Origin of the sequence: Roseovarius sp. 217 (assembly GCF_000152845.1) — a bacterium.
In the GTDB taxonomy this organism is placed as follows: Bacteria; Pseudomonadota; Alphaproteobacteria; order Rhodobacterales; family Rhodobacteraceae; genus Roseovarius.
In genome coordinates, this window is the sequence record NZ_CH902584.1 from 1931305 (window position 1) to 1957241 (window position 25937).

Sequence of the window (25937 nt, forward strand, 5' to 3'; positions counted from 1 at the left end):
TTTGCTGTACTCTTGTCGAGATTTAAGAGAACATTTGACTGATCAGGGTGGCCTGCATGCATCGTTCCAAGAAGAGATTAGATGTTATCAGCCTTGTTTTGGTAGTTTCCGCTTTGGCGCTTGGCGGGTGTAGCGCGCCACCTCAAGTCATAGGTATCTCCAATCCAAGTATATCGGCAGAGTCCGTACCCAACATCACTCGACATCGCATATTCATCACCACGACGCGAAGGCCATCAGATGAACCCGGTGCATTTCTGGGGCCGGGTCGAGCGCTAGAGCTTGGTGTTGCCTCGGTGGACGTTACGATTCCTCCGACCCACATCACGGGGCAATTGGAACGCCCCAAGCAACTTCCGCCTGATCCGCGCAAGGAGTTTACGGTGATCAATCCGGTCACGTACCAATCCGACGCAGCACTGATTGCCGGAATCAACCGGGAACTGGCAAAACGGAAACCCGGCGACAGAAGGCTTCTTTTGTTCGTTCATGGCTTCAACAACACGGCCTCCGACGCCACGCTGAGGTTGGCACAATTTGTTGAGGATACCGGGTTCAAGGGTGTTCCCGTCCTGTTGACATGGGCATCCGCTGCCAAAGCCTCGCGCTATGTCTATGATCTCAATAGTGCACTTATCGCGCGGGCGGCGGTGGGCGAGATCGCGGATATCTTGGTAAGGACCAATGCCGAGTCAAATGATGTATTTGCCCATTCGATGGGGACATTTCTCACTATGGAAGGACTGCTCGATCAGCAACAGAAAGGAGACCTTGGTCACCGCAACCCCATCAACCACATCATGCTGGCAGCGCCTGACATTGACTTCGACCTGTTTCGGACACAGTTGAAACAGCTTTCGCCCGAGATCCGCAAGAAGATGTTCATCTTGGTATCCAAGGATGACAAGGCACTGCGCCTGTCGACGAGGATTGCGGGCGGGGTGCCACGTGTGGGGGTCGCAAACACCGCTGAACTCGAAAGTCTTGGCCTCACGGTCATTGACCTGTCCGAGATCAGCGATTCGTCATCAGGTAGTCATTCAAAATACGCAGGATCACCCGAGGTGGTTCAACTCATTGGGGCGGGTCTCAACTCGGTGAGCCGTTTCCACACGGACAACAGATCGGCCGTCCAGCAAATCCTGGCTGCCTCACCCATAAGGATCTTTGGGAACGGAACGGGTTTTTCGAACTAGAGTACTTCCTTCGCGGAAGACTTTTTCGAATTGATCCGTCAGCGGCCGCGCAAAATAGGCCGCAGTTTGCTCTTGGGTGGAGAGATAGACTTCGGTCGGCGTGCCCGGCATCACGGCTAGACCATTCAGCCTTGCAAACTCTTCGGGCGCTACAACTGATATTCAGGATTGTGAGATGCTGTCCGGTTTGCTTGTCGGATTTCGCATTTTCTGCTACTTTTGGCATCATATTATCTAGAGCGTTTTACGGAATGGTCATCATTTCGGACCCGAAGGAATTTTTACGATCAGCGACAAAGGAATAGGTCAAATGGGTATTGAACTAGACGCCTACAAAGTCCGCACAGATCAAACAATTATAAGATTACAAGAACTTAAAGACATAACGTCAAGGATTGGTTTGCTTGTTTCCGCAGCCCAGTTCGGGGTCGCAAAATACAAAACCGCGGATAAAACCGCTGAAAAGATAGATGATTCCCTCTTCACGATAAAAAACCTTTTAACCGTCGCAGGGTTTGTCTCCCCACTCAAAACACCTGTTACTGCACTCCAACGGGTCTTGGACCGAATTGAGCCGCCAGTTGACAAGATCGATGACAAGTTTGACGAGATAAGTGGTAAGGATGACACCTCTACCCCCGCGACAGAAGGGGACGGCCAGTTTGTCGAGAATGTCGAGACTGGCCTGACCGCGGCGGGCCTCACGCTCGCTGTGGTCTCGGATTCACTGACGCTCCGCATAAGACAGCTTGAAATCGCCTCTGAAGCGACCGGAAGTTTTCGTCAGGCAATTGATGTCGCGACGCGCAGTGCAGAGGTTTGGAGCGGAACCTATACTGCCCTCAATTCTGCCATCGAAGCGCAGATGGCCGCGCGCAATGCTGTGATCGTGGGCGTTGAAAGCCTGTACACCAATGTCAAAGCAGAGGTTGATGCCTTCCTTGCGGTGCTTGAGGACATCGACTTTGGGCAAATCCTAGGAGGATTGGTCGATCTCGAAGAAATCGGCAAGATTTTTGATTTTCTGAGAACACCGCTCAGTGCCGCTGAAAGCCTCCTTGCCCCGATCCAGCCGCTCTTGAACGCTGTCGATTTTCTCATCGGGCTTATTGTCAATCCAGTCATAGATTTCGTCATCGAAACACTGAACCTTGACAACATTCTAGAGGCAACTGAAGCAGCAATTGATGCGCTCATTCCGTCCATTAACCTGTTGGATGCATTCGAACAGCTCATCCAGCCGCTACAGGACTTCCTGTTGGAATATATCGTGGATGCGCTGGGAACGATACCGCTTCTGGACACAGTGGAGTCAGCTTTCTTTGGCGGTGTTGTTGGTGAGGCTGATCTCGGCCCGACCGGATGGGGCAATGATGTCGGCAATGTGCTTGTGGGCGACGACGGCGACGACATTCTCGATGCCCTCGACGGGAACGACACGATCCTTGGCGGCGGTGGCAACGATGTCATCATCGCAGGGGCAGGCTCTGACCTTCTGAATGGCGGAGCGGGTGACGATCTGTTCTATTTCGGGGCCAGTTTTACCGAATATGAACTGCTTCGCGACCCGGATACCGGGGATATTATCGTCAGCCATCTTGCGCCCCAGACCGCTGTCAATACCGGCATTGATACTCTGGTCGCGCTCGACGATGGGGATCATGTCGTCTTTACCGATATTTCGTTCACTGGGGCCGAACTGAACAATGCGCGGATCGGCGGATCGGTTCTGAACGGCGATCAGGGTGGTGTGCCGACGGATGACTTGCTGTTTCTCAACTCATCGCGCCCTGAAAACCGGATCAACGGCTTTCATGTCGCAAACGGGTTGCTGGGGGACGACCGGATTTTTGGTTCGATCGAGGCAGACCAGCTGAACGGTGGACCGGGCGACGATGTTCTGGTGCCGGGTCGTGGTGACGACCAAGCGAATGGCGGCACCGGCACCGATACGTTTCAGGTGCTCAGAGGGGCCAATTCCAGACTTAGGGTGGATCTGATCAACGGGACATCTTTTGGTCAGGGGCAGGACACCCTCAGCTCGGTCGAGAACGTCGTGGCGTCTCCCGATCAGGACCACACCGTGCGCGGGACCGATGGGGCCAACGCAATCTACACCGGCGACGGGGTTGACATCATCACGGGACGGGCCGGCAACGACACGATTGATGCGGGCGGCGACGATGATTACATCATTGGTGGCGCCGGCGCGGACGTGATCAACGCAGGTGCCGGCGGGATCGATGTCATGGTATCGGGCAGCGCTGCAGTGGCAGGCATCAGCGATCATTACATTGGCGGCGACGGGTTCGACTGGGTATCCTACACCAGTTCTGCCAATACGATCCGGTTCGACATCAGCGATCAGGGCGACGATCCGAACCACATGCAAGTGTTCAACGCCTTCATGGGGGAAGTGGAGAACAGCGGCGCGGTGCGGATAAATGGTGCAGACCGCACCATCACCCGCTTCGACCTTAACGGAAACGAAGTCACCACCGACACCACCGACGGTGTCGAGGGTTTCATGGGATCGGATCTGGCCGATGTGTTGCTTGGCGCGCCGGATGTGACCTCCCTGCATGGCGCAGGTGGCGATGACACGATCCGCACCGGCGGGTCCACGAACATCTTCGGCGGCACCGGCGACGATTTGATCTATGTCGAAGAGGTGGAAGGCGGCTCGACTGCTCTACAGGTTGACGGCGGCGGCGGATCTGACACCATTTCGCTGGACGACGTCAGCGATGCACGCTGGTTCTTTAATGTGAACACAGCGATAGCGCTCACTCTGCGCGCCCACAAGACAACCGTCGAGGGCGAAGATCTGCGCAACGCGGGCGATGTGTTCTTTAACGTTAAACCGAGGGATTTCTCGGACCTGTCGTTCGGTAATTTCGCCGACCACGTGATTTTTGAACCTGGCGGCAGCTTTCCCGTCGTCTTCAGAATGCTGGACGGCAATGACCGCTTCGACGCTGAGAACGGATTTGCCGATGTTCACGCCGGGAATGGCAACGACATTGGCAATTTCGATGGCGGCGGCGGTGGCATCTTCCGCGGTGACGCAGGCGATGACTATGCTGCCTTCAATGACACGGGCACGGACAATGCCGCCCTCATGGGGGCCGACAACGATTTTGTTCAGATCGAACGGTTTCGCGGCCATGCTGATGGCAGCACAGGCTATGACACGATTTCCTTCGACGTCGCCTTTAGCTCTCGTATCGTGGCGGACCTTGCGGCCGGGACGGTGGCCTCTTTCAAGGGCGTCCCCTCAAGCAACGCCGATCAGGTCAACATGACCCTCGAAAATTTCGAAGTGCTGATCGCCACGGAATTCAACGACCTGATCGACGGCAGCGCCCAATCGGAACAGATCCTGGGGCGGGGCGGCAATGACACGCTCAGGGGCGCGGGCGGCAACGACAAGCTCTTTGGCGGCAATGGCAATGACACGCTCGAAGGCGGTGCGGGGGATGACTTGCTGCACGGGGGCGCGGGCAGTGACAGTCTCGATGGCGGCGCGGACAGCGACACCGCGTCTTATGCCTGGGCCCGGCCCGGTAGCCTAACGGGGGCGATCATTGCTGACACGTTCGGGGCAGTGTCTGTCAATCTGGAGACGGGCATCGCGACGGGTGCTTTTGGCTCAGACACCCTGATTTCGATCGAAAACGTGATCGGCACCGGCGCCAACGACATCCTGCTCGGGAATGAACTGGACAACATGCTCTCGGGGGGTGCGGGAAACGACAATCTGGAGGGCTTGGGTGGCGATGACGTCCTGATCACCGGCTCAGGCGATGACACCGTATCAGCGGGCGCGGGCGACGACACCGTTGTCGTCGGCCTAGGCAACAAGAACCTCAACGGCGGGTCAGGGTTTGACACGCTCGATTTCGGCACAGTCTCGGGCGCCATCTCTCTGAACCTGGGCACCGGCACCTATACCGGCAGCCTGATCGACAGATCACCGCGTTGGGCGGATCTTGACCCCGACGGCGATGGTATTGCCGAAAGCGACGGCACAGAGGCCCGCATTTTCAACAGCGTGGCGCTGACACCTCTGGATGTGTTCGAGGCCAACCCGATCCAATCCAACAGTGCGGATGACCTGAGCCGGGTCTTGCCCACGCTCGGGGACGATGAATTCTCTGCCTTTCAGATTGCACTGGTCGATATCGAAACCTCCGCTTTTGGCAGCTTTATCGACTTTGAGCGGGTGATCGGCGGCGACAGCGATGACGCCTTCACCGGAACAGGGGCAGCGAACCAACTCTCTGGTGGCGCTGGACAGGACAATCTGACCGGGCTTGCAGGCAACGATGAACTCAGCGGCGGTCTGGGCAACGATACGCTCAACGGCGGCGCGGACGATGACACGCTTGATGGGGGCGCAGGCAACGACAGCTTGCTCGGCGGCGCAGGCTTTGACCTGGCGATCTTTGCGGTGGCCTCGACAGAGGTGAATATCTCACAGGCGGATGGTCCTCTGACGCTCTTCTCGTCTGAAGGTGACGATACGGTCGATGGCATCGAGAGTTTCCGTTTCACGGATGCAACGCTTACGCTCGCTCAGGTTCTCGCCTTGCCGCCCGTTGGACAGCAAGTGACCGGCACGGCGGGGAATGATACGATCAATGGTGACGCGGGCGACGACACGCTGATCGGTCAGGGCGGGAATGACTCGATCCTTGGTCTTGGTGGAGATGATGGCGTGTTCGGCGAGGCTGGCAACGACACGCTCTCTGGTGGCGATGGCAACGACTCGATCGCTGGGGCTGACGGCGATGATGTGGTCAACGGCGGGGCTGGCAATGACAATATCGGCGGCGGTTTTGGCAATGATACGATCAACGGCGGTGACGGCGATGACATCATGGGCGCGGGCTTTGGCGATGACAGTGTTGTTGGGGCTGCGGGCAATGACGTGGTTGCGGGTGGCGCTGGCAATGACACGCTTTCGGGCGGGTCTGGCGATGACAGCATGTCCGGCAGCTTTGGCAATGATCTGATCAACGCCGGGGGTGGGGCCGATGACATCGGCGGCGGCGCCGGGCAGGATACGATTGATGCCGGCGCCGGAAATGATCGAGTTGGGGCTGGCGAGGGCGATGACAGCGTCTTTGGCGGCGACGGCAACGATTTTCTCGCGGGGGGTGGGCGCAACGACACCATCGACGGCGGGGCTGGCAACGATACGATCAATGCAGGAGCTGGCAATGACGTGATCACTGGCGGCACCGGCGCGGATCAGTTCGTGTTTGCATCCTTCTTTGAGGGCGAGGCGGATGTGGTCACCGATTTCGAGGATGGTATCGACAGCTTCTTCATCCGGCGGTTCGACCCCGATACCGGCATTGAGAATATCACCAACGGTGGCAACGGTCTGGCCGGATTCGTGGCGGCTATGAATATCGTCGACACCGCAGCGGGCGCACAGATGACCGTCAACGGCAACACGATCCTCGTTGAGGGGATCACGGCGGCGCAACTGACGGTGGACGATTTCCAGTTCCTGTAAGGCTAAAAACGGAAAACTGTTCAATCGGGATGACGTCTTTTGAGACGCCAGGGATCGCGCCACTTTGGGTGTCACGAGAGACCGGAAGGCGGAACGACTGTTATGAATGAATTGTGTGCATGAGAGATCCTGTATCTTTGACCCAACCGACTTACCAATCTTCGGGGCCACAAGCCAAGGGATCAGACTTATGAAAGGAGCGAGGATGGGTTCGTTTGGAAGTGGGACGTAAGATCTTGATTGTCCGGATGCCTATAGGGTCGATTTATATGGGAGTTGCCAGTGCTGCCTTTGTCCCTTTGATCACCAAAGAATGCTGGGACGTGGCGTAGATCACTTTCCAGATTCTCGCTTCAAAGCTCACAAGGCATAAAAGCCCTTTGAAATAACGACAAAACTTTCATTTGCCAGATTTATTGCTGGGCTGTTACGATTTTGGAGAATTTTTTTCGTATCTGGTTTGTATCTACAGTGCCTTTGTTTCAATTCACGAACAACGATTAAGCGCAATCTCTTAACTCTGGAATAGGGGGTATTCCATGTTAATTAACATCAGTACGACATCCATTGAAGAACGTGTAAGTTTCTCAAGCGGCGTGCTAGAGTTCAGTGTCACTCTTGATGAACCGTCAGAAGGCACGGTAACGGTCGATTTCCGCACTCGACAGGGAACGGCATTCGAATTTTCCGATTATACAGGAAGACTTGGAACCCTTACCTTTGCGCCGGGAGAAACCGTCAAGACAATCACCGTACAGACTGAGAGCGACAGCCTCGATGAAACGGACGAGTTCTTGGAGGTGGAGCTTTTCAATCCCACCGGTGGTGGAACCTTTGCCAATAATGCAGATCTGGTTCGCGCGCTGGGCTGGATTGAAGATAACGACGGCACGGTTGATGATCGCGCGATCGCTGTATCCGACCCGGTGATCGTCGAAGGTGACAGCGGAACCACTACAGCGCGGTTCACCCTGACGGTATCTGAGGCGTTTGGGGCGTCGACAGATATTGCCTGGAGCACTGTGAACGGGACGGCCACTGACGGATCAGATTTCACAGGCGCATCAGGCGTTGCGACATTCTTGCCCGGGCAAACCAGTGCGATTGTGAACATCGACGTGACTGGCGACAATGCCCTTGAGGTGGCGGAGACATTCGATCTCGTGGTGACCCCACCCCCTAACGTTTTCTCTGGCGGACGCGGTGCCGTAGGTACTGCGACAATCCTCGATGACGATGCAGGCGTGCGCACGATTTCGGTTGAAGATGCCACAATCGAGGAGCGCGTGGCATTTTCCAGTGGTTTGTTGCGTTTTGCCGTAACTTTGTCAGAGCCGTCGGCCGGGACCGTGACGGTCGGCTTTCGAACTCTGCAGGGAACAGCGTCCGAGTTCATGGATTTCACGGGTGCGATCAACACCATAACTTTTAACCCAGGTGAAACGACCCAATGGATCAATATCCAGACACTGAGCGATACACTCGATGAGGTCGACGAATTCCTAGAGCTGGAATTGTTTGACCCGGTCGGAGCGGTGCTGGCAGGCGGTGGCGATCAAATACGTGCCACGGGCTGGATTCTCGACAATGATGGTACGGCAGACGACCGAGCGTTGCAGATTTCTGATCCGATGATCCTTGAGGGCGAAGCCGTGCAGTTCACTGCGCGTCTTTCGCGCCCTGCCGATGGCGACACGGTGGTGAGCTACACAACCTCGGGCGGAACCGCTCAGTCTGGCGTGGATTTCACCGCCGCCACTGGAGAGTTTATCTTCGCACCCGGCCAAACCCTTGCTGCGGTGACTGTTGCGTCTACGGCGGATACGGCGGCAGAACGCGCTGAAAGCTTTGATCTTGTGGCGACGGCACCAAGTTCGACCGTGTTTTCTGGCGGGCGCGGGGCGGTGGGAACGGCCACGATCCTAGATGATGATGCTGGGCTTCGCACGATCTCGGTCGCGGATGCGTCCATCGAGGAGCGGACATCCTTTTCGAGCGGTTTGCTTCGTTTTGCCGTCACCCTTTCAGCGCCGTCTGCCGGGACTGTGACCGTGGATTTTCGTACAGTTCCGGGCACAGCGCAAACATCAACCGATTTTACCGGTGCATCCGGCACGCTGACCTTTGCCGCCGGTGAGACAACCAAATGGATCAACATCCAGTCGCTGTCGGATACGCTCGACGAGACCGACGAGGCCTTTGAACTGGTATTGTCTGAACCAACCGGAGCGGTCTTGGCGGGTGGAGTGTCAGAGCTAACTGCCGTGGGATGGATTCTCGACAATGATGGCGCGCCTGAGGATCGGGCACTTTATGTCCCTGATGTGACCATAACCGAAGGGGATTCGGGCACTTCACAAGCAGTGTTTCAGGCCAGACTATCGCGCGCCTCCGACAATGACATTGACGTGGTTTACACATCGATCAGTCAAAGCGCCGTCGCGGGCTCGGATTTTCAAGCCACGAATGGCACGTTGACCTTTGCACCGGGTCAGACAACCGGTGCGGTTTTCGTGCCTATCATTGGGAACGCTTTGCAAGAAGACACCATAGAGGAATTCCAGGTCAATTTCGCTCCTGATGTGACGAGCGTCTTTAGCGGTCCTGGGTTCAATGCGACGGGTACAATCTTCGACAATGATTTTTCTAACACCCTTCCAACGGGAGCTGTCACCCTGAATGGATCAGTTGTTGCAGGTAGCACGCTGACAGCGAATACGTCGTCGGTCGCAGACGTAGACGGTTTGGGACCATTCAGTTTTCAGTGGTTGCGCAATGGCGAGGCCATCGACGCGGCGACTGGGGACTCCTACACGCTCCTTACACTCGACATCGGATCCGAGATTGCCCTTCGGGTCGCCTACACGGATGGCGAAGGCACAAATGAAACGCTGATTTCTTCGGCGTCGCTGGTTGCTCCGGTACCTGGAACAGAAGGAAACGATCTCATTCTTGCAGGTCCTTTGGGCACTCTTCTAGAGGGATTGGGTGGAAACGATACGCTTATTGGCGGTGACTCAGACGATACTATCGCTGGTGGCGATGGGGATGACAGTATCGAAGGAGGTGGTGGGGATGACAATATTTCTGCCTCGGATGGCAATGATTTCGTGGATGCGGGCGCTGGCAATGACAGCGTGGGCGGTGGCATCGACAACGACACGATCATTGGCGGAGACGGAGATGATGTCATGGGGTCGGGCTTTGGCGACGATTCCGTGTCGGGCGGTGCTGGCAATGACGTGGTGGCAGGCGGTGCCGGGAATGATACGCTCGAGGGTGGCGATGGCGCAGACAGCATGTCCGGCAGTTTCGGCAATGATCTGATTTTTGGCGGCGCTGGGGCTGATGACATCGGCGGCGGCACCGGGCAGGACACGATTGATGCCGGTGCCGGAAATGATCAGGTTGGGGCTGGCGAGGGCGATGACAGCGTCTTTGGCGGCGACGGCAATGACTTTCTCGCGGGGGGTGGGCGCAACGACACCATCGACGGCGGGGCTGGCAATGATACGATCAACGCGGGCGCTGGCAATGACGTGATCACTGGCGGCACCGGCGCGGATCAATTCGTGTTCGCATCCTTCTTTGAGGGCGAGGCGGATGTGGTCACTGATTTCGAGGATGGTATCGACAGCTTCTTCATCCGGCGGGTGGACCCTGATACCGGCGTTGAGAATATCACCAACGGTGGCAACGGTCTGGCCGGATTCGTGGCGGCGATGAATATCACCGACACCGCCGTGGGCGCACAAATGACCGTCAACGGCAACACGATCCTCGTTGAGGGGATCACGGCGGCGCAACTGACAGTGGACGATTTCCAGTTCCTGTGACATCTGAAACGAATGCGGCGCAATGCAAAGGGTATGCTTAAAAGCGCCCAAGTGCCGCGTTCGCGCGCTCAGTTTCGCGGCGCAGCTTGAGTGTGCCACAAGCGGTGGCCGCGTAGGTTCTACCAATTCACCCCTCTAAAAAGGGGAGGATTATTCGTGGTCTGTTGACCGAAGCCGGGCCATATCAAACTTCTATCGGTTCGATCCGTGATTACGCTTTCATCAACTCAGGCAAATCTCCCGTGAGGCCTGCTGCCTCGCGGATAAAGCCGCGACGCAGTCCAGAGACATGACTGATTGCTCCCATGCCGAGGTCGCGGGCGGCGCGCAGGAGCGGGTTGTCGTTGGAGAAGAGCCGGTTGGTGAGGTCAGTGGCCATGGCGAGCGTCGCGGTGTCGAACCGTCGCCATTGCTGGTAGCGGGCGAGAACATCCACTGCGGCCAAATCCTCACCCCGACGGGTAGCGTCATCAATGACTTGCGCCAGAGCCGCCACATCGCGCAGCCCCGCATTGAGACCTTGCCCCGCGATAGGGTGCATCCCATGCGCGGCATCGCCGATCAGAGCAAGCCGGTCAGCGACAAAGCTATTGGCGACGGTCAGACTGAGGGGATAGGTAAAACGCGTGCCGCGCAGTTTGATCTCGCCCAGAAAATCACCAAACCTCGGACGCAGCACCTCCATGAATTCGGCATCGGGCAAGGATGCGAAACGCGCGGCGGTGGCGTCCGTTTCAGACCAGACAATCGAGCTTACATTGCCCGGGAGCGGCAAGATGGCGAGCGGGCCGGGGGGCATGAAGAACTGGTGCGCAATGCCCTGATGCGGTAAGTCATGCTCGATGGCGGCGACAAGGGCGGTTTGGCCATAGCCCCAGCCGGTCCGCCGGATGCCCGCGCGCGCGGCGGTGCCCGAGGCGCGCCCATCGGCACCGATGAGCAGCCGCCCGGTAAGGGTTTTGCCCGAGGCGAGTGTGACCGTGATGCCGGTGGCGTGGCTCTCTTGCGCTGTCACCGTGTCGTTCGAGACCTGTGTGATCAGGGGCTCTTCGGCCATGGCCTCGAGCAACGCGCGGCGCAGGTAGCGGTCTTCGAGCATATGGCCCATCGGGCCTTCTTCAATCTCGGCATGGTCGAAATGCAGGAAAAACGGCGATGGCCCCTCGCCCGCGCGCCCGTCCGAGACCTTGATTTCCAGCATCGGCTGGGCGTGATCCGCCACGCGGTCCCAGATACCAAGGTTGTGCAAAAGCCGCACCGAGGCGAGCGCCAATGCATAGGCGCGCCCATCAAAGGCCACGTTCTTGCGGGTGGGTTCGGGCAGGGCGTCAATCACCGTGCTGGACAGCCGCGCCTTTGCGGCGGCAAGGGCGAGCGCGGGGCCGTTGAGGCCGCCACCGACGATCAGAAGGTCGCTGTCATGTGTCATGCTGATCAATATGTGCGTGCGGGCGGGATTGTCCATGCGCCGCTCTGCCGCTAGCAATGGTTTTTGAAGCGAAAAGGGGGACGGGATGAAGGACTGGCTGAAGAGGACGGCGGGCGATCTGGGGCGCGGCATTGCGCGCGGCGAGATCGACCCGGAGGCGCTCTGCGAGACCTATCTGAGTGCGATCATCGCTCATCCGCTGCGGGACCGCATTTACAGCGTTGTGACAGAAGCGCGCGCGCGGGCCGAGGCGGCGGCGGCGGCGGCGCGCGCCAAGGCGGGGCAGCGCCTGGGCCTTCTCGACGGGGTGCCCGTCAGTTGGAAAGATCTCTTTGACAGTGCAGGTATCGCGACCGAGGCGGGATCGGCTTTGCTCAAGGGCCGGGTGCCAGCACGTGACGCCGAAGTTTTGCACAATGCAACGGCTGCGGGGCTGGTCTGTTTGGGCAAGACGCATATGAGCGAGTTGGCGTTTTCCGGTTTGGGGCTCAACCCGGTAACGGCAACGCCGCCTTGCGTGAACAACGCCGATGCCGTGCCGGGCGGGTCATCCTCGGGAGCGGCGGCTAGCGTGGCCTTTGATCTGGCCCCTTGCGGGATCGGGTCGGACACAGGCGGGTCGGTGCGAATCCCGTCGGCTTGGAATGATCTGGTGGGGCTCAAGACTACGGCTGGGCGGGTTTCCTTGCAGGGGGTGGTGCCGCTCTGCCTGCGGTTTGACACGGTGGGTCCGCTGGCGCGCTCGGTCGAGGATGCGGCCTTGATGCTGGCGGCGCTGGAGGGGCGAAAACCGGCGGATTTGCGCGGTCCGACGCTGGTGGGGCTGCGGTTTGCAGTGCTGCGCACCGGGGTGATGGAGGATATTCGCCCCGAGCCCGCGCGCGCGCATGAGGCGGCGCTGGCCGCTTTGCGCGATGCGGGCGCGGTCATTGAGGATATCGAAGCACCCGAGGTGGCCGAGGCGCTGCCGCTCTCGCCGGTGCTGTTCACGGGCGAGGCCTATGGTCTCTGGCGTGAGGTGATCGAGGCGGCACCGGGCAAGATGTTTGCGCCGATTCTGGAGCGGTTCCGCAGTGGCAAGGATATAAGTGCTGCGGATTACGTGGCGGGGTGGCGCAAGCTCGAGGCGCTGCGCGCGGTGTGGAACGCGCGGGTGGCGGGCTATGACGCGGTGCTGATGCCCACGGCCCCCAACCTGCCGCCCGATCAGGTGCGGCTTTTGGCCGACCCTGACTATTACGTGACTGAGAACCTGCTCACCTTGCGCAACACGCGGGTGGCCAATCTCTTGGGGCTCTGTGCCGTTACGCTGCCGACGGGGGTGCCGAGTTGCGGTCTCACGCTCTGCGGTCAGCCCTATGCGGAGGAGCGGCTATTGCGGGTGGCGCAGGCGGTGGAGGATATTCTCTGCCCCCGGCGCGAGGGTTAGGGCCATGCATCCCAACCCCGCCTTTCGCCAGACGCCGAGCGCGCGCAATCTGGAGTTCGCCCGCGCCCGTGGCTTTGGAATTTTAGCCGTTTGCAGCCCCGAGGGGCCGCTGATGAGCCATATTCCGTTTCTATTGAATGCCGAGGGTACGTTGGCCGAGTTTCATCTGGTGCGGTCCAACCCGATTGCGCGGCTGATGTCCGGGGGGGCATTCCGCGCGCGTTTGGCGATTGAGGGGCCACATTCTTACGTTTCGCCTGACTGGTATGGGGTCGAGGATCAGGTGCCCACGTGGAATTACGTGGCTGTGCATCTGGTGGGTGAGGTCACGTTGCAGCCGCAAGAGGGAATGCGCGACCTGCTCGACCGGCAATCGGCAGGGTTCGAGGCGCGGCTTGCGCCCAAGCCGGAATGGCGGGCGGACAAGATGACGCCGGAGGTGCTCGAACGGATGATGCGGCAGATCGTGCCCTGTGCGATGCGGGTGGAGGAGATCGCGGGCACGTGGAAATTGGGGCAGAACAAGCCCGAGGATGTGCGCCTGCGCGCCGCCGATCATCTGGGCCCGGCGGGGCAGGGGCAAGAGACCGACCTCTTGGCGGATTGGATGCGCGCGCCGCCTGCGTGAGCGGCTTTACAGCGCCGGGGGCTGGGCCTAGGGTCGCGCCGAACAGTATTCGGAGCGCGCCATGAAACTCATTTCCTCGCCTTTGTCCCCCTTTGTTCGCAAGGTCCGCGTGCTCTTGCTGGAGAGCGGGTTGACGGATCAGGTCGAGGTGGTCGATGTGACCACCACGCCGCTGGAGACCGATCCGCAGGCTGCGGCGGCCAACCCGCTGGGCAAGATCCCCGCGCTGGTGCGGCTCGATGGTCCGGCGATTCACGACAGCCGGGTGATCACGCGGTATTTGGATGCTCGCGCAGGTGGCAGGTTCTATCCCGAGGCGCGGCTCTGGGAGGTGCTGACGCTGGAGGCGATAGCCGAGGGTATCATGGAGGCGGCGCTGTCGATGACATATGAGGCGCGGTTTCGGCCCGAAGAGATGCGCTATGCCCCTTGGGTCGAGGGGCAATGGGCCAAGGTGGCGCGGGCGCTTGATGCCGTGGAGGCGCGCTGGATGAGCCATCTGGCGGGACCGCTCGACATGAGCCACATCGCCATGGGCTGTGCGCTGGCCTATCTCGATTTCCGCCATGACACGCGCAATTGGCGAACGGGAAACCCCGCGCTTGCGGAGTGGTATGCCGGGTTCACTGCACGTGACAGCATGGTAAAAACGGCACCAGCCTGATCCATAGCGTAGGTGCTGCGAGACTGATCCGTGACGTGAAAAGGTGAAACTGGCCCCTTTCGTATATGTGGGTTTTTGTTTCATTTTCGTGGAGATCGCCATGATGGTGACCAAAGTGCACCTAAGATGGAGGTTATAAGTTGCTTCGGGTCTGTGATCCGAGCATCACAAGCGCGACAGATGCGCGCTCCGATCACTTCTTGAGGTATTGCAGGCTGGACGGCCCCCCAAAGCCCCGCTAAATAGCCGCACAGACTGACTGCGGGAATCCCGTGGCCAAACATCGTATGAGGCCGATTGCGGCTCTGATATATAGGGAGTAATTCTCGTGTCCCACGCAGAAGATCACGAAGGCACCCGGAGGGATTTCCTCTATTATGCGACCGCAGGCGCGGGCGCCGTGACCGCAGGCGCGGCCATCTGGCCGCTCGTCAACCAGATGAACCCCTCGGCGGATGTTCAGGCCCTGTCCTCGATCCGCGTGGATGTTTCGGGTGTTGAGCCCGGCACGCAGATCAGCGTCAAGTTTCTGGGCAAGCCGGTGTTTATCCGTCGCCGCACGGAAAAAGAGATCGAAGCCGCCCGTGCCGTTGAGTTGACGGAACTGCCGGACCAGAATGCACAGAACCGCAACGACATGGCGCTTGATGCATCGGACCAGAACCGCACGCTGGACGAGGCGGGCGAATGGCTGGTGATGATCGGAGTTTGCACCCATCTGGGCTGTGTGCCCATCGGCGACGGTTCGGGCGATTTTGGCGGCTGGTTCTGCCCCTGCCACGGATCGCATTACGACACGGCTGGCCGTATCCGCAAGGGTCCGGCGCCTGAGAACCTGTGGATTCCCGTCGCTTCTTTCATCGACGAAACCACGATCCAACTGGGATAAGGAAACGCGCAAATGTCCGGAATTCCGCACGATCACTACGAGCCCAAGACGGGCGGCGAGAAATGGCTTCATTCGCGCCTTCCCATCGTCGGCTTGCTCTATGACACCATCATGATCCCCACGCCCAAGAACCTGAACTGGATGTGGATCTGGGGGATCGTTCTGACGTTCTGTCTGGTGCTGCAAATCGTCACCGGCATCATTCTGGTGATGCATTACACACCGCATGTCGATCTGGCCTTTGCCAGCATCGAGCATATCATGCGCAACGTGAACGGCGGCCATTTCATCCGCTACCTGCATATGAACGGCGCGTCGCTGTTCTTTGTCGCGGTTTATCTGCACATTTTCCGCGGTCTCTATTATGGCTCTTACAAAGCCCCGCGTGAGGTGACGTGGATCATCGGCATGTTGATCTATCTGGCGATGATGGGCACGGCGTTCATGGGCTACGTGCTGCCTTGGGGCCAGATGTCGTTCTGGGGGGCTACGGTGATCACCGGACTCTTTGGCGCGATCCCGTTCATTGGCGACTCGATCCAGACTTGGCTCTTGGGTGGGCCGGCGGTGGACAATGCCACGCTCAACCGCTTTTTCTCGCTGCATTACCTCTTGCCGTTCGTGATCGCGGCGCTGGTGGCGTTGCATATCTGGGCGTTCCACACCACGGGCAACAACAACCCCACCGGTGTAGACGTGCGCCGCACCTCCAAGGCCGATGCCGAGCGCGATACGGTGTCGTTCTGGCCGTATTTCGTGATCAAGGACCTCTTTGCTCTTGCGGTGATCATGGTGGTGTTCTTTGCGGTTGTCGGCTTTATGCCCAACTACCTTGGCCACCCCGACAACTACATCGAAGCAAATCCGCTGGTCACGCCCGCTCATATCGTGCCGGAATGGTATTTCCTGCCATTCTACGCGATCCTGCGCGCCTTTACTGCCGATGTCTGGGTGGTGATGTTCGCCAACTGGATCACCGGTGGTATCGTGGATGCCAAATTCTTTGGCGTGCTGGCGATGTTCGGTGCCATTGCGGTGATGGCGCTCGCGCCCTGGCTTGATACCTCTTCGGTGCGGTCGGGCCGCTATCGCCCGATGTTCAAGTGGTGGTTCTGGCTTTTGGTGATCGACTTTGTCGTTCTGATGTGGGTGGGGGCAATGCCCGCAGAGCCGCCCTATTCAACGATCTCGCTGATCGCATCGGCCTATTGGTTCGCCTATTTCCTGGTGATCCTGCCGCTCTTGGGCGTGATTGAGAAACCTGAGGCCCAGCCTGCCACCATCGAGGAAGATTTCGATGCGCATTATGGCAAGGCCCACACGCCCGCCGAATAAGAAAGGACGGATGACAATGTTCAAGACAACAGGCATTGCGGCCCTTGTGGCCCTGTCCCTCTCGACCGGCGGCGCGTTGGCCGCCGGGGGCGAGGGGCATATCGAGGACGTCGCCTTTTCGTTTGAAGGTCCGTTCGGCAAGTTCGACCAGAACCAGCTTCAGCGCGGTCTGAAGGTCTATACGCAGGTCTGCGCGGCCTGCCACGGCCTGCAATATGTTCCGCTGCGGACCCTGGGCGATGAGGGCGGGCCGCACCTGCCCGAGGATCAGGTCTTCGCCTATTCCGAGCAGTTCGAGGTGTTCGATCCGGAGCTTGACGATTTTCGTCCGGCCACGCCGACCGACCATTTCCCGGCTGTGACCTCGGCCGGGGCCCCGGACCTGAGCCTGATGGCCAAGAAGCGGGCCGGATTTCATGGTCCCTATGGCACCGGTCTGAGCCAGCTCTTCAACGGGATGGGCGGGGCGGAATACATCTACTCGCTGATGACCGGCTATCACGAGGCACCGGAATGTGCGCCGGAGGGTTTCACCGGCTCGTATAACGCGGCCTTTACCGCGGGTGGCTATCCCGCAGAGTGCAAGGACGAGCATGGGCATCACACGGTCCCCGGTAGCTGGATCGCCATGGGGCAGCCGCTCTGGGGCGACGATGTGGAATATGACGACGGCACCGCAGCTTCGCTGGAGCAACAGGCCGAGGATGTCGCGGCGTTCCTGATGTGGACCGCAGAGCCCAAGATGATGGCGCGCAAGCATGCGGGCCTGAGCGGCGTGATCTTTTTGACCATCCTCTCGGTGTTGCTCTATCTGACCAACAAGCGGATCTGGGCACCGATCAAGGGCAAAAAGACCAGCTAATCGCCGGATATGAGGGTGATAAACCCCCGCAGCCTCAGGCTCGCGGGGGTTTTCTATTGGACGCACGGGCACATCAGATAGATTGATCTTTGATCCGGCAGGTTTATGTCTAAATCTTCCAAAGATCAGGAGAGACGCAATGCGCATCAATGCAGATTTTTCCCAACGTGTCGTGGTCAGGCCAGAGGATTATGATTGGGTGCAGTCGCCGGCCACGGGGGTCGAGCGGATGATGCTGGACCGGATCGGTGATGAGGTGGCGCGCGCGACCACCCTCGTGCGTTTCGCGCCCGAGTCGTATTTTGACGCCCATACCCACGGCGGCGGCGAGGAATTTTTGGTGCTGGAGGGTGTGTTTTCCGACGAGAGCGGCGATTATCCGGCGGGATCTTATGTGCGCAATCCGATTGGCACCAGTCATAAGCCGCATACCAAGGAGGGCTGCACGATCCTCGTCAAGCTCTACCAGTTTGATCGGTCGGATACCGCGCAATTCCATATCGACACAAAGAGCGCCGATTTTCGGCCCGGTCTGGTCGAGGGGCTGAGTGTGCTGCCGCTTCATACGGCGGTGAATGAGAACGTGGCCTTGGTGCGTTGGGCCCCCGGCACGCGGTTCACGCCGCATCGGCATTGGGGCGGCGAGGAGATTTTCGTGATCGAAGGCACCTTTGCGGATGAGCATGGTCGCTATCCGGCGGGAAGCTGGGTCCGCAGCCCGCATCTGTCAGAGCATAAACCCTATTCCGATGAGGGCTGTCTGATTTATGTGAAGACAGGGCATTTGCTGGAGCCGGTTGCGGCGTGATGGCGGCGATTTTCTAGAGCTTTTGGGTGTGCCCGCGCGAATTCTCTGGTGATGGCGCGCGCCCTATTTCGGCATCGGATTGCTGGCCCGATTATAGGGCCGCCAATTGGTGATCTCGGGGTAATACATCTCGCGCCAGCGGCGCACGCGGGGGTTCATCACCCGCCGCCAGATTGGCGGGACCATGGCGGCCATGGTCATCACCGGATAGCCATAGGGCAATTGCGGCGCGTCCGCCTCGGTGTAGTTCTGCAAGAGCGGAAAGCGGCGATCGGGTTTGTAATGATGATCCGAATGGCGTTGCAGGTTGATCAAGAGCCAGTTCGACGCGCGATGCGCCGCGTTCCAGCTATGGCGCGGCTGGACATGCTCATACTTGCCGCCCCCCAGATGTTTGCGCGTGAGCCCGTAATGTTCGATGTAATTTACAAGCTCTAGCTGCCAGATCGCAATAAACGCCTGCCAGACAAAGAGAGCGAGGCCAATCCAGCCGCCGATCAGCAGCGCCAAAAGCGCCATGAACCCTTGCAGCGCCCAATATTTGAAGAAGGGGTTTTTGAGATCATGCCATGGGCGGTCGCGGCGGGCCTGCATGTCGGATTCGGCCTTGAAGGCCGAATGCCAGCTTTGCCGCAGCACGCGCGGGAAAAAGCGGTGAAACCCTTCATTATAGCGCGCCGTGACTGGATCGCGGGGGGTGCCCACGTAGCGGTGATGCACCAAAAGATGCTCGGAGCGGAAATGCGAGTAGAGGACCATGGCCAAGAGGATATCGCCCAGAAACCGCTCGCCCCGGTTTTTCTGGTGCATGAGTTCGTGGCTATAGTTGATGCCCACTGTGCCGGTGATCACCCCGACGCCAAAGAAGAGCAGGATGGTTTCCAGCGGATTGAGATGCGCGTCTCCGGGGCCGGTGACATACCAGATCAGCCAAAAGAGCAGGCCGAATTGCAACGGTGCCCAGATCAGGGTGATGGCGCGATACGGGGTCAGTTGCTCCTCGCGCGTCTCAAGATCGGCATTCTCGGTATAGAGCCCGAGAAAGGCATCGAGGATTGAAAAGAAATACCAAGTGGTCAGCGGCAGCAAAAGCACAGTCCAACCGCCATGGAGCGCCCCCAGCACCGCCACGGGCAGTAGAAAGAGCGACATCCAAAAGGGCAATGCGCGATGCAGTTGGGCAACCTCAGTCGCGGGGACCATAGACCATTCCTTAGACGTTTCGGACGTGTATCATGCCATATCTTTCAATGCCGCGTGCGCGAGGTCAAATACCTTTCGCATGACGGTGGGTAACTCTGTGGGGCGAAAGGCTGTTGCGGTCAGAAAATCGCCTCGATTCGGCTGCGCATCGTGGGGCAGGCGAGCGACGAGCACCGTCAGTCGAAGATGAAAGTGGGTAAACGTATGACGTGCCTCGGCGTCGACCTGGATCCAATCTGCTTCTATGGGCGGAGCAGGGGGCGGCGCGTCGTTCCAGTCGCTACTGGGCCATCCGAGCATGCCGCCGAGCAGCCCTTTTTCGGGGCGGCGTTCCAGAAGCCAAGCGCCATCTTGGCGCTGCGCCACATAGGCATATCCGAGCCGCACCGGTTTGGCCTCCTTGGGCAGCTTTTTAGGTAGGTCCGGCGCTGTCCCTGCTTTGCGCGCAGCGCAGGCCGTCACCCAAGGACATATCCCACAGGCAGGAGACTTGGGCGTGCAAACCGTGGCGCCGAGATCCATTACTGCCTGCGCATAATCGCCGGGCCGGGTCTGCGGCGTGAGGCGTGCTGCGGCCTCTGTCAGTTCTCGCTTGGCTGTGGGCAGGGGGGTGTGGATGTCATACAGCCGTGCCATCACCCTCTCGACATTCCCATCGACCACCACCGCTGGCCGGTCATAGGCAATCGCAGCAATCGCCGCCGCAGTATACGGTCCGATCCCCGGTAGGGCACGCAGTTCCTCTACGGTGGCAGGAAAGTGCCCTTGGTGATCGGTGACAACCGCGCGCGCGCATTTCAAGAGGTTGCGGGCTCGAGCGTAGTAACCGAGACCTGCCCATTCCCCCATGACCTGCCCATCTTGTGCGGCCGCCAGATCGGCCACTGTGGGCCAGAGAGTGATGAAGCGGATGAAATACTCCCGGACTGCCGCCACAGTGGTCTGCTGCAGCATTACTTCGCTCAGCCAGATGCGATAGGGATCGGGGCAGATGCCAGCGCTGCGCGCGGTCGGACTGACACGCCACGGCAGATCTCTGGCATGTGTGTCATACCAAGCCAGCAACGTCTGTGCGTCGGCGTCATAACGCATAGTTTATCCCCCAGCATCACAATCAGGTCTGGCATCCCCTGACACATGGCATAAGTTAGCGCCAGTGAGGAGAGTGCCAACCATGACCAGCCGCAAGGCAACGACATACGGTTTCAAACGCACCTCGGCGCTGTTGCAAACCAGCATCCGCCGCGCCTCTGAAACGCGTGGCTTTGCGCAATCGCGGCTTTTGACCCATTGGGCCGAAGTGGTGGGTGATGAGATCGCCGCCGTGGCGCGCCCGGTCGAGGTATCCTATGCGCGGCAAGGAATGGGGGCGACGCTGACCCTCCTGACCACGGGCGCGCAAGCCCCGATGCTGGACATGCAGAAGGAAAAGCTGCGGGAACGGGTCAATGCCGTCTATGGCTACAACGCAATCGCCCGTATTCGGATCACTCAGACGGCCCCTGTCGGGTTTGCCGAAGGGCAAGTGGATTTCAACCACCGGGCAAAGGTCAAAGCTCAACCCTCAGTGCCCGCCGAAACGCTTGAGGCCGCCACAAGCCTGGCCGCGCCTGTTGCGGATGAAGGATTGCGGGCAGCGCTGGAAACTCTGGCGCGCAACGTGCTAGTTAAATCGCAACGCTGAAATTCCCTATCGGACCAAGGAAAACGTGATGAAACAATTGATCGCTACTGGGGCAGTTGCCCTTGCCATGCTGACCGGCGCTGCCATGGCGCAGGAGGCAGCCCCCGATACATCTCAGATCGTCGAAATGACGATGGGCCCCGAAGATGCGAAGGTGACGATCATTGAATATGCGTCCTTTACCTGTCCGCATTGTGCGAATTTCCACAAAGGGCCGCTGAAGCAACTCAAAGCCGATTACATCGACACCGATAAGGTTCATTTCGTCTATCGGGATGTCTATTTTGACCGTTTCGGTCTTTGGGCCTCAATGGTGGCCCGCTGTGGTGGAGCCGAGAAGTTTTTTGGTATTTCGGACATGATCTATGAGCAGCAGGCCGAATGGACCAAAGGTGAACCAGCGGAGATCGCTGACAACTTGCGTCGCATCGGCAAAGTTGCAGGGTTAGAGCCTGATGCTCTCGAGGCCTGTCTCAATGACAACGAAAAGGCCAAGACGTTGGTCGCGTGGTATCAGGAAAATGCCGAAGCGCATGAGGTGACTTCAACACCCACGCTGGTGATCAACGAACAGAAGTATGCGAATATGGCCTATGACGAGCTCCGGGCCATCATCGACGAAAAACTGGCAGAATAATGCGCTTGGGGCAGGATGGGTCGGGATTGATTGTCCCGGCTCATTTATCCCTCTGGACAGTCTTTCGCGCCAGTGGCAGGATTTGATCAAATTACACCTGCCGGAGCACCCCCATGAAAGACGATAATTTCTTGCGTGAAATGAACGCCCGCCACCTGTGGCACCCAATGGGGCATCCGGGAGAGATGCAGGCCAACGCGCCGAAGATCATCAAGAGTGCAGCAGGTGTGCGGATCACAGACATAGACGGGCATGACCCCGTGGATGCTGTGGGTGGGTTGTGGTGTGTCAATCTTGGCTATTCCAACGATGTGGTGAAACAGGCGATTTCCGATCAGCTTTGGCAACTCCCATATTATTCAGCCTTTGCCGGTACTACCAACCCGGCGGCGATCGAAGCGTCCTATGCGGTGCAGGAATTCTTTGCCGAGGATGGAATGACCCGGGTATTCTTCACCTCGGGCGGCTCGGATAGCGTGGATACGGCGCTGCGAATGGCGCGGCAGTATCACCGCCTGCGCGGCGAACCCACACGGACCAAGTTTCTGAGCCTGAAGAAAGGCTATCACGGCACACATTGGGGCGGTGCCTCGGTCAATGGCAACAACCGATTCCGGATCACCTATGAGCCGCTCTTGCCGGGCTGTTTCCACTTGCCCAGCCCCTATACCTATCGCAACCCGTTCGATGAGGCCGATGGCGCCAAGCTGGCGGAAAAGATTGCCGCTGCAATGGTGGACGAGATCGAGTTTCAGGATCCGAGCACCATTGCCGCCTTTATCATGGAGCCCATTCAGGGGGCAGGCGGCGTCATCGTGCCGGATGCATCATTCATGAAGCATATGCGCGAGGTCTGCGACCGCTACGGCATCCTGATGATTTCTGACGAGGTGATCACCGGATTCGGGCGCACCGGCGATTGGACCGGGGCGCGGCATTGGGGCGTGCAGCCCGACATGATGACCATCGCCAAGGGCATCACCAGCGGTTACTTTCCGGTAGGTGGCGTGGTCTTGGGCGACAAGGTGGCGGATGTGTTCGAGAAGGCGGGTCCAGAGGGCAACATCTGGACCGGCTACACCTATTCGGCGCATCCCGTGGGGGCGGCGGCAGTGGTGGCCTGTCTGTCAGAGACGCTGCGGTTGGATACCAAGAGCAATGCTGCCGTGCGCGGCGCGCAGCTCTATGAGGGGGTCAAGAAACTGGCCGCGAAATACGACATCATCGGTGATGTGCGGGGCGGTCATGGGCTGATGATGGGGATCGAACTGGTCAGCGACCGCGCCAAGAAGACGCCCATGGATGCCGCGACCATGAAGCGGGTGCATCAGGCGACTTATGAGGCGGGGGCAATGGTGCGTCTGGGGGCGCATAATATCCTGATGTCGCCGCCTCTGGTGATTTCCGAGGCCGAGATTGACGTGATCCTGTCGTCGCTTGATGCCGGGTTCGCAGCGGCCTGAGCGGGCAGGGATCGGTACGCGTCAAAAGATCGAAGGGCCGGGGATTTCCCGGCCCTTCGTCATTTTTACCTTTGCGGCCAAGTCACTCGAACTTCTTGATCTCGCCGGATTTCAGGCGGCTGAGGTAGCTGTCAAGCTCGCGCTTGACGATGGGCATCAGGATATAGAGCCCGATGATATTGACCACCGCCATGGCAAAGATCGCGGCATCCGAGAAGTCGATCACCGGACCGAGATTTGCGGCAGCCCCGATCACGACAAAGATGCAGAAGATCACCTTGAACACCAGTTCCTTGGTCTCGCCTTCGCCGAAGAGGTAGGTCCAGGCCTTGAGGCCGTAGTAGGACCAGCTGATCATGGTCGAGAAGGCGAAAAGTACGACCGCCACGGCCAGAATGTAGGGAAACCAGCTGATCGCGCTGCCAAAGGCCGCTGAGGTGAGGCCAACGCCCGAGGTGCCGCCAACGGTCTGGATCGCGGTGCCTGCCTCGTTGAGCAGGTAGTTGCCATCCGGCCCCGCCACAAGCTGTCCGGTGATGATGATCACGAGGGCCGTCATGGTGCAGATCACCACCGTGTCGATAAAGGGCTCAAGCAGCGACACGAAGCCTTCGGTGATCGGTTCCTTGGTACGCACCGCCGAGTGGGCGATTGCGGCGGAACCGACGCCTGCCTCGTTGGAAAAGGCCGCCCGTTTGAAGCCTTGGATAAGCGCGCCGACCATGCCGCCGGCGACGCCGAGCCCGGTAAAGGCCCCGTCGAAAATCTGCCCAAAGGCCCAGCCGATTTTATCCGCGTTCATCGCGATGATAATGAGCGCCGTGCCGACATAAAGGATGCCCATGAAAGGCACGACCTTTTCGGTCACGCTGGCGATGGATTTGAGGCCGCCGACGATCACCGCAAAGACCACACCGGCAAAGATCACGCCCGTGATCCAGCCCGGATAGGCCCCGACGATGCCTGCGATCTGCTGATGTGCCTGATTGGCCTGAAACATATTGCCGCCGCCAAGGGCACCGAGGATGCAGAAGATCGAGAAGAGCACCGCGAGGATCCTGCCGCCCGGCATGCCGCGTTCGGCAAAGCCCTTGGTCAGGTAATACATCGGGCCGCCCGAAACGCGCCCATCCGCGTATTCGTTGCGGTATTTTACGCCCAAGGTGCATTCGGTGAATTTAGACGCCATACCCATAAGGCCCGCAAGGATCATCCAGAAGGTGGCACCGGGGCCGCCGATGCTGACCGCGACGGCGACGCCTGCGATATTGCCAAGGCCGACAGTGCCCGAGAGGGCGGTCGCGAGCGCCTGAAAATGGCTGACCTCACCGGCATCGTTGGGGTCGGAGTAGTCACCTTTTACGAGCGCAATGGAATGGCCGATCGCCCGGAACTGAATAAAGCCGAAATAGAGCGTGAATACGGTCGCGCCGATCACCAGCCACGCCACGATCCACGGAAATGTGGTCCCTGGAAAGTTGGAAAAAATCAGATTTACAAACCAGCCTGTCGAGTTGGCGAAAATCTGATTGACCTTCTCATCAATGGATTGCGCGTAGGCAGGTGCGGAGTAGAACGCTGCCCCAACTGCGGCAAACGCCGCAGGAAATGCATGTCGATACATCTTTGTCATCCCTGTTGTTTCTTTTTGTTACGGAACGATGGTGCAGGGCACCGGCGCGGTTTGAACGAGTGCACCGGCGACAGAGCCGAAAACCCGTGCGCCAATCGCCGATTGACCGTCCCTTCCAATAACGATCTGAACCGCATTGTGCTCCTTGGCGATCCGGCAAAGGAGATCTGCTGTGTTGCCATAACGGATCACTGCTTCGACCGGCATGCCCGCGTCCTGCAACTCGGCGACGACCGTCGAGGTGATTGCCTTTTCGGCGCGTTCCATCTCTTCGCGACGACGCTTGTGCCGTTCTTCCAACTCGCTCGGGGTGAGAAAGGAATAAGGTGACCATTCCAGCACATGTGCCAGAATTATCGTACCTCCCTGAGCGCGTGCGCGATCGACCGCGAATTCAAGCGCACGCCTTGATGAAACGCTGCCGTCGTAGCCGACGACGAATTTTCCAGACATAACAAGATCTCCCTCGCTGTTTTTGTATTTCCGGGTGTCAAGACTGCTACCCGGTACGTCACTCTACCAAAGGTTTTATTTACAGTTTTCCCGGATTCACGGGATTCACGAGCCGAACGCGCCAAATTTCCACCAAATTCGACCCGTCCTGCAAGATTCTTTCGCAAACTGGCGAGACCTATTGCCGCGCGCCTCTCTGCCACGGTCCTTGCGCGCGCCATTGAACTCAACTGTGGATTTGCGCATATGATGGCGCGAACC

General features: G+C 58.9%; 18 protein-coding genes. 13 read left to right on the forward strand and 5 right to left on the reverse strand.

Annotation, left to right across the window (positions count from 1 at the left end; translation table 11 throughout):
• Nucleotides 1-56: 56 nt before the first annotated feature.
• The 3 genes from ROS217_RS09230 (at nt 57) to ROS217_RS09240 (ending at nt 10559) form a co-directional block, all read left to right on the forward strand.
• Nucleotides 57-1196 carry an alpha/beta hydrolase gene (locus tag ROS217_RS09230; RefSeq protein ID WP_050766380.1) on the forward strand — a complete coding sequence of 380 codons (1140 nt, stop codon included), beginning with the start codon at nt 57-59 and terminating at the stop codon, nt 1194-1196.
• A gap of 310 nt (nt 1197-1506) precedes the next feature.
• Entirely contained in the window at nt 1507-6723 is a 5217-nt protein-coding gene (locus tag ROS217_RS09235; protein WP_083781530.1) for a calcium-binding protein, read from the forward strand.
• Between the two features lie 539 nt (nt 6724-7262).
• Nucleotides 7263-10559 (forward strand): Calx-beta domain-containing protein, encoded by a 3297-nt coding sequence (locus ROS217_RS09240; RefSeq protein ID WP_050766381.1) that lies wholly within the window; start codon nt 7263-7265, stop codon nt 10557-10559.
• Between the two features lie 211 nt (nt 10560-10770).
• On the opposite strand, the gene ROS217_RS09245 is transcribed toward ROS217_RS09240, so the two are convergent.
• A complete protein-coding gene (locus tag ROS217_RS09245) occupies nt 10771-12024 on the reverse strand; it encodes an FAD-dependent monooxygenase (RefSeq protein ID WP_009817456.1) in 1254 nt (417 codons plus the stop codon).
• Between the two features lie 49 nt (nt 12025-12073).
• Between ROS217_RS09245 and ROS217_RS09250 the strand changes: the two genes are divergently transcribed.
• The 7 genes from ROS217_RS09250 to ROS217_RS09280 all read left to right on the forward strand — a co-directional run bounded on the left by ROS217_RS09250 (nt 12074) and on the right by ROS217_RS09280 (nt 18603).
• Complete coding sequence (locus ROS217_RS09250) at nt 12074-13417, forward strand: amidase (protein WP_009817457.1); 1344 nt, start codon at nt 12074-12076, stop codon at nt 13415-13417.
• A 4-nt stretch (nt 13418-13421) separates the two neighbouring features.
• Complete coding sequence (locus tag ROS217_RS09255) at nt 13422-14045, forward strand: FMN-binding negative transcriptional regulator (protein ID WP_009817458.1); 624 nt, start codon at nt 13422-13424, stop codon at nt 14043-14045.
• Between the two features lie 61 nt (nt 14046-14106).
• Nucleotides 14107-14709 (forward strand): glutathione S-transferase, encoded by a 603-nt coding sequence (locus ROS217_RS09260; protein WP_009817459.1) that lies wholly within the window; start codon nt 14107-14109, stop codon nt 14707-14709.
• Between the two features lie 328 nt (nt 14710-15037).
• Nucleotides 15038-15598: a ubiquinol-cytochrome c reductase iron-sulfur subunit gene (gene petA / locus ROS217_RS09265; RefSeq protein ID WP_009817460.1), complete on the forward strand. Its 561-nt coding sequence runs from the start codon at nt 15038-15040 to the stop codon at nt 15596-15598.
• A 12-nt stretch (nt 15599-15610) separates the two neighbouring features.
• Nucleotides 15611-16933, forward strand: a complete 1323-nt coding sequence (gene petB / locus ROS217_RS09270; protein WP_009817461.1) for a cytochrome b — start codon at nt 15611-15613, stop codon at nt 16931-16933.
• A 10-nt stretch (nt 16934-16943) separates the two neighbouring features.
• On the forward strand, nt 16944-17795 hold the full coding sequence (locus ROS217_RS09275) for a cytochrome c1 (RefSeq protein WP_009817462.1): 852 nt from the start codon (nt 16944-16946) through the stop codon (nt 17793-17795).
• Nucleotides 17796-17934: 139 nt separating this feature from the next.
• Nucleotides 17935-18603, forward strand: coding sequence for a cupin domain-containing protein (locus tag ROS217_RS09280; protein ID WP_009817463.1), 669 nt, complete (start codon nt 17935-17937; stop codon nt 18601-18603).
• 63 nt (nt 18604-18666) lie between these two features.
• Here the strand turns inward: ROS217_RS09280 and ROS217_RS09285 are convergent, their stop codons facing one another.
• Nucleotides 18667-19806, reverse strand: coding sequence for an alkane 1-monooxygenase (locus ROS217_RS09285; RefSeq protein ID WP_009817464.1), 1140 nt, complete (start codon nt 19804-19806; stop codon nt 18667-18669).
• Between the two features lie 30 nt (nt 19807-19836).
• Entirely contained in the window at nt 19837-20898 is a 1062-nt protein-coding gene (gene mutY / locus ROS217_RS09290) for an A/G-specific adenine glycosylase (RefSeq protein WP_009817465.1), read from the reverse strand.
• 82 nt (nt 20899-20980) lie between these two features.
• Between mutY and ROS217_RS09295 the strand changes: the two genes are divergently transcribed.
• From ROS217_RS09295 to ROS217_RS09305, 3 genes are all read left to right on the forward strand, one after another.
• Nucleotides 20981-21490 carry a DUF721 domain-containing protein gene (locus tag ROS217_RS09295; protein ID WP_009817466.1) on the forward strand — a complete coding sequence of 170 codons (510 nt, stop codon included), beginning with the start codon at nt 20981-20983 and terminating at the stop codon, nt 21488-21490.
• Between the two features lie 28 nt (nt 21491-21518).
• Nucleotides 21519-22127, forward strand: a complete 609-nt coding sequence (locus ROS217_RS09300; protein WP_009817467.1) for a DsbA family protein — start codon at nt 21519-21521, stop codon at nt 22125-22127.
• A gap of 113 nt (nt 22128-22240) precedes the next feature.
• On the forward strand, nt 22241-23590 hold the full coding sequence (locus tag ROS217_RS09305) for an aminotransferase class III-fold pyridoxal phosphate-dependent enzyme (protein ID WP_009817468.1): 1350 nt from the start codon (nt 22241-22243) through the stop codon (nt 23588-23590).
• A gap of 82 nt (nt 23591-23672) precedes the next feature.
• Here ROS217_RS09305 and ROS217_RS09310 read toward each other — a convergent pair whose 3' ends face one another.
• Entirely contained in the window at nt 23673-25214 is a 1542-nt protein-coding gene (locus ROS217_RS09310) for an alanine/glycine:cation symporter family protein (RefSeq protein ID WP_009817469.1), read from the reverse strand.
• A 27-nt stretch (nt 25215-25241) separates the two neighbouring features.
• Nucleotides 25242-25676 carry a universal stress protein gene (locus ROS217_RS09315; protein WP_009817470.1) on the reverse strand — a complete coding sequence of 145 codons (435 nt, stop codon included), beginning with the start codon at nt 25674-25676 and terminating at the stop codon, nt 25242-25244.
• Between the last annotated feature and the right edge of the window lie 261 nt (nt 25677-25937).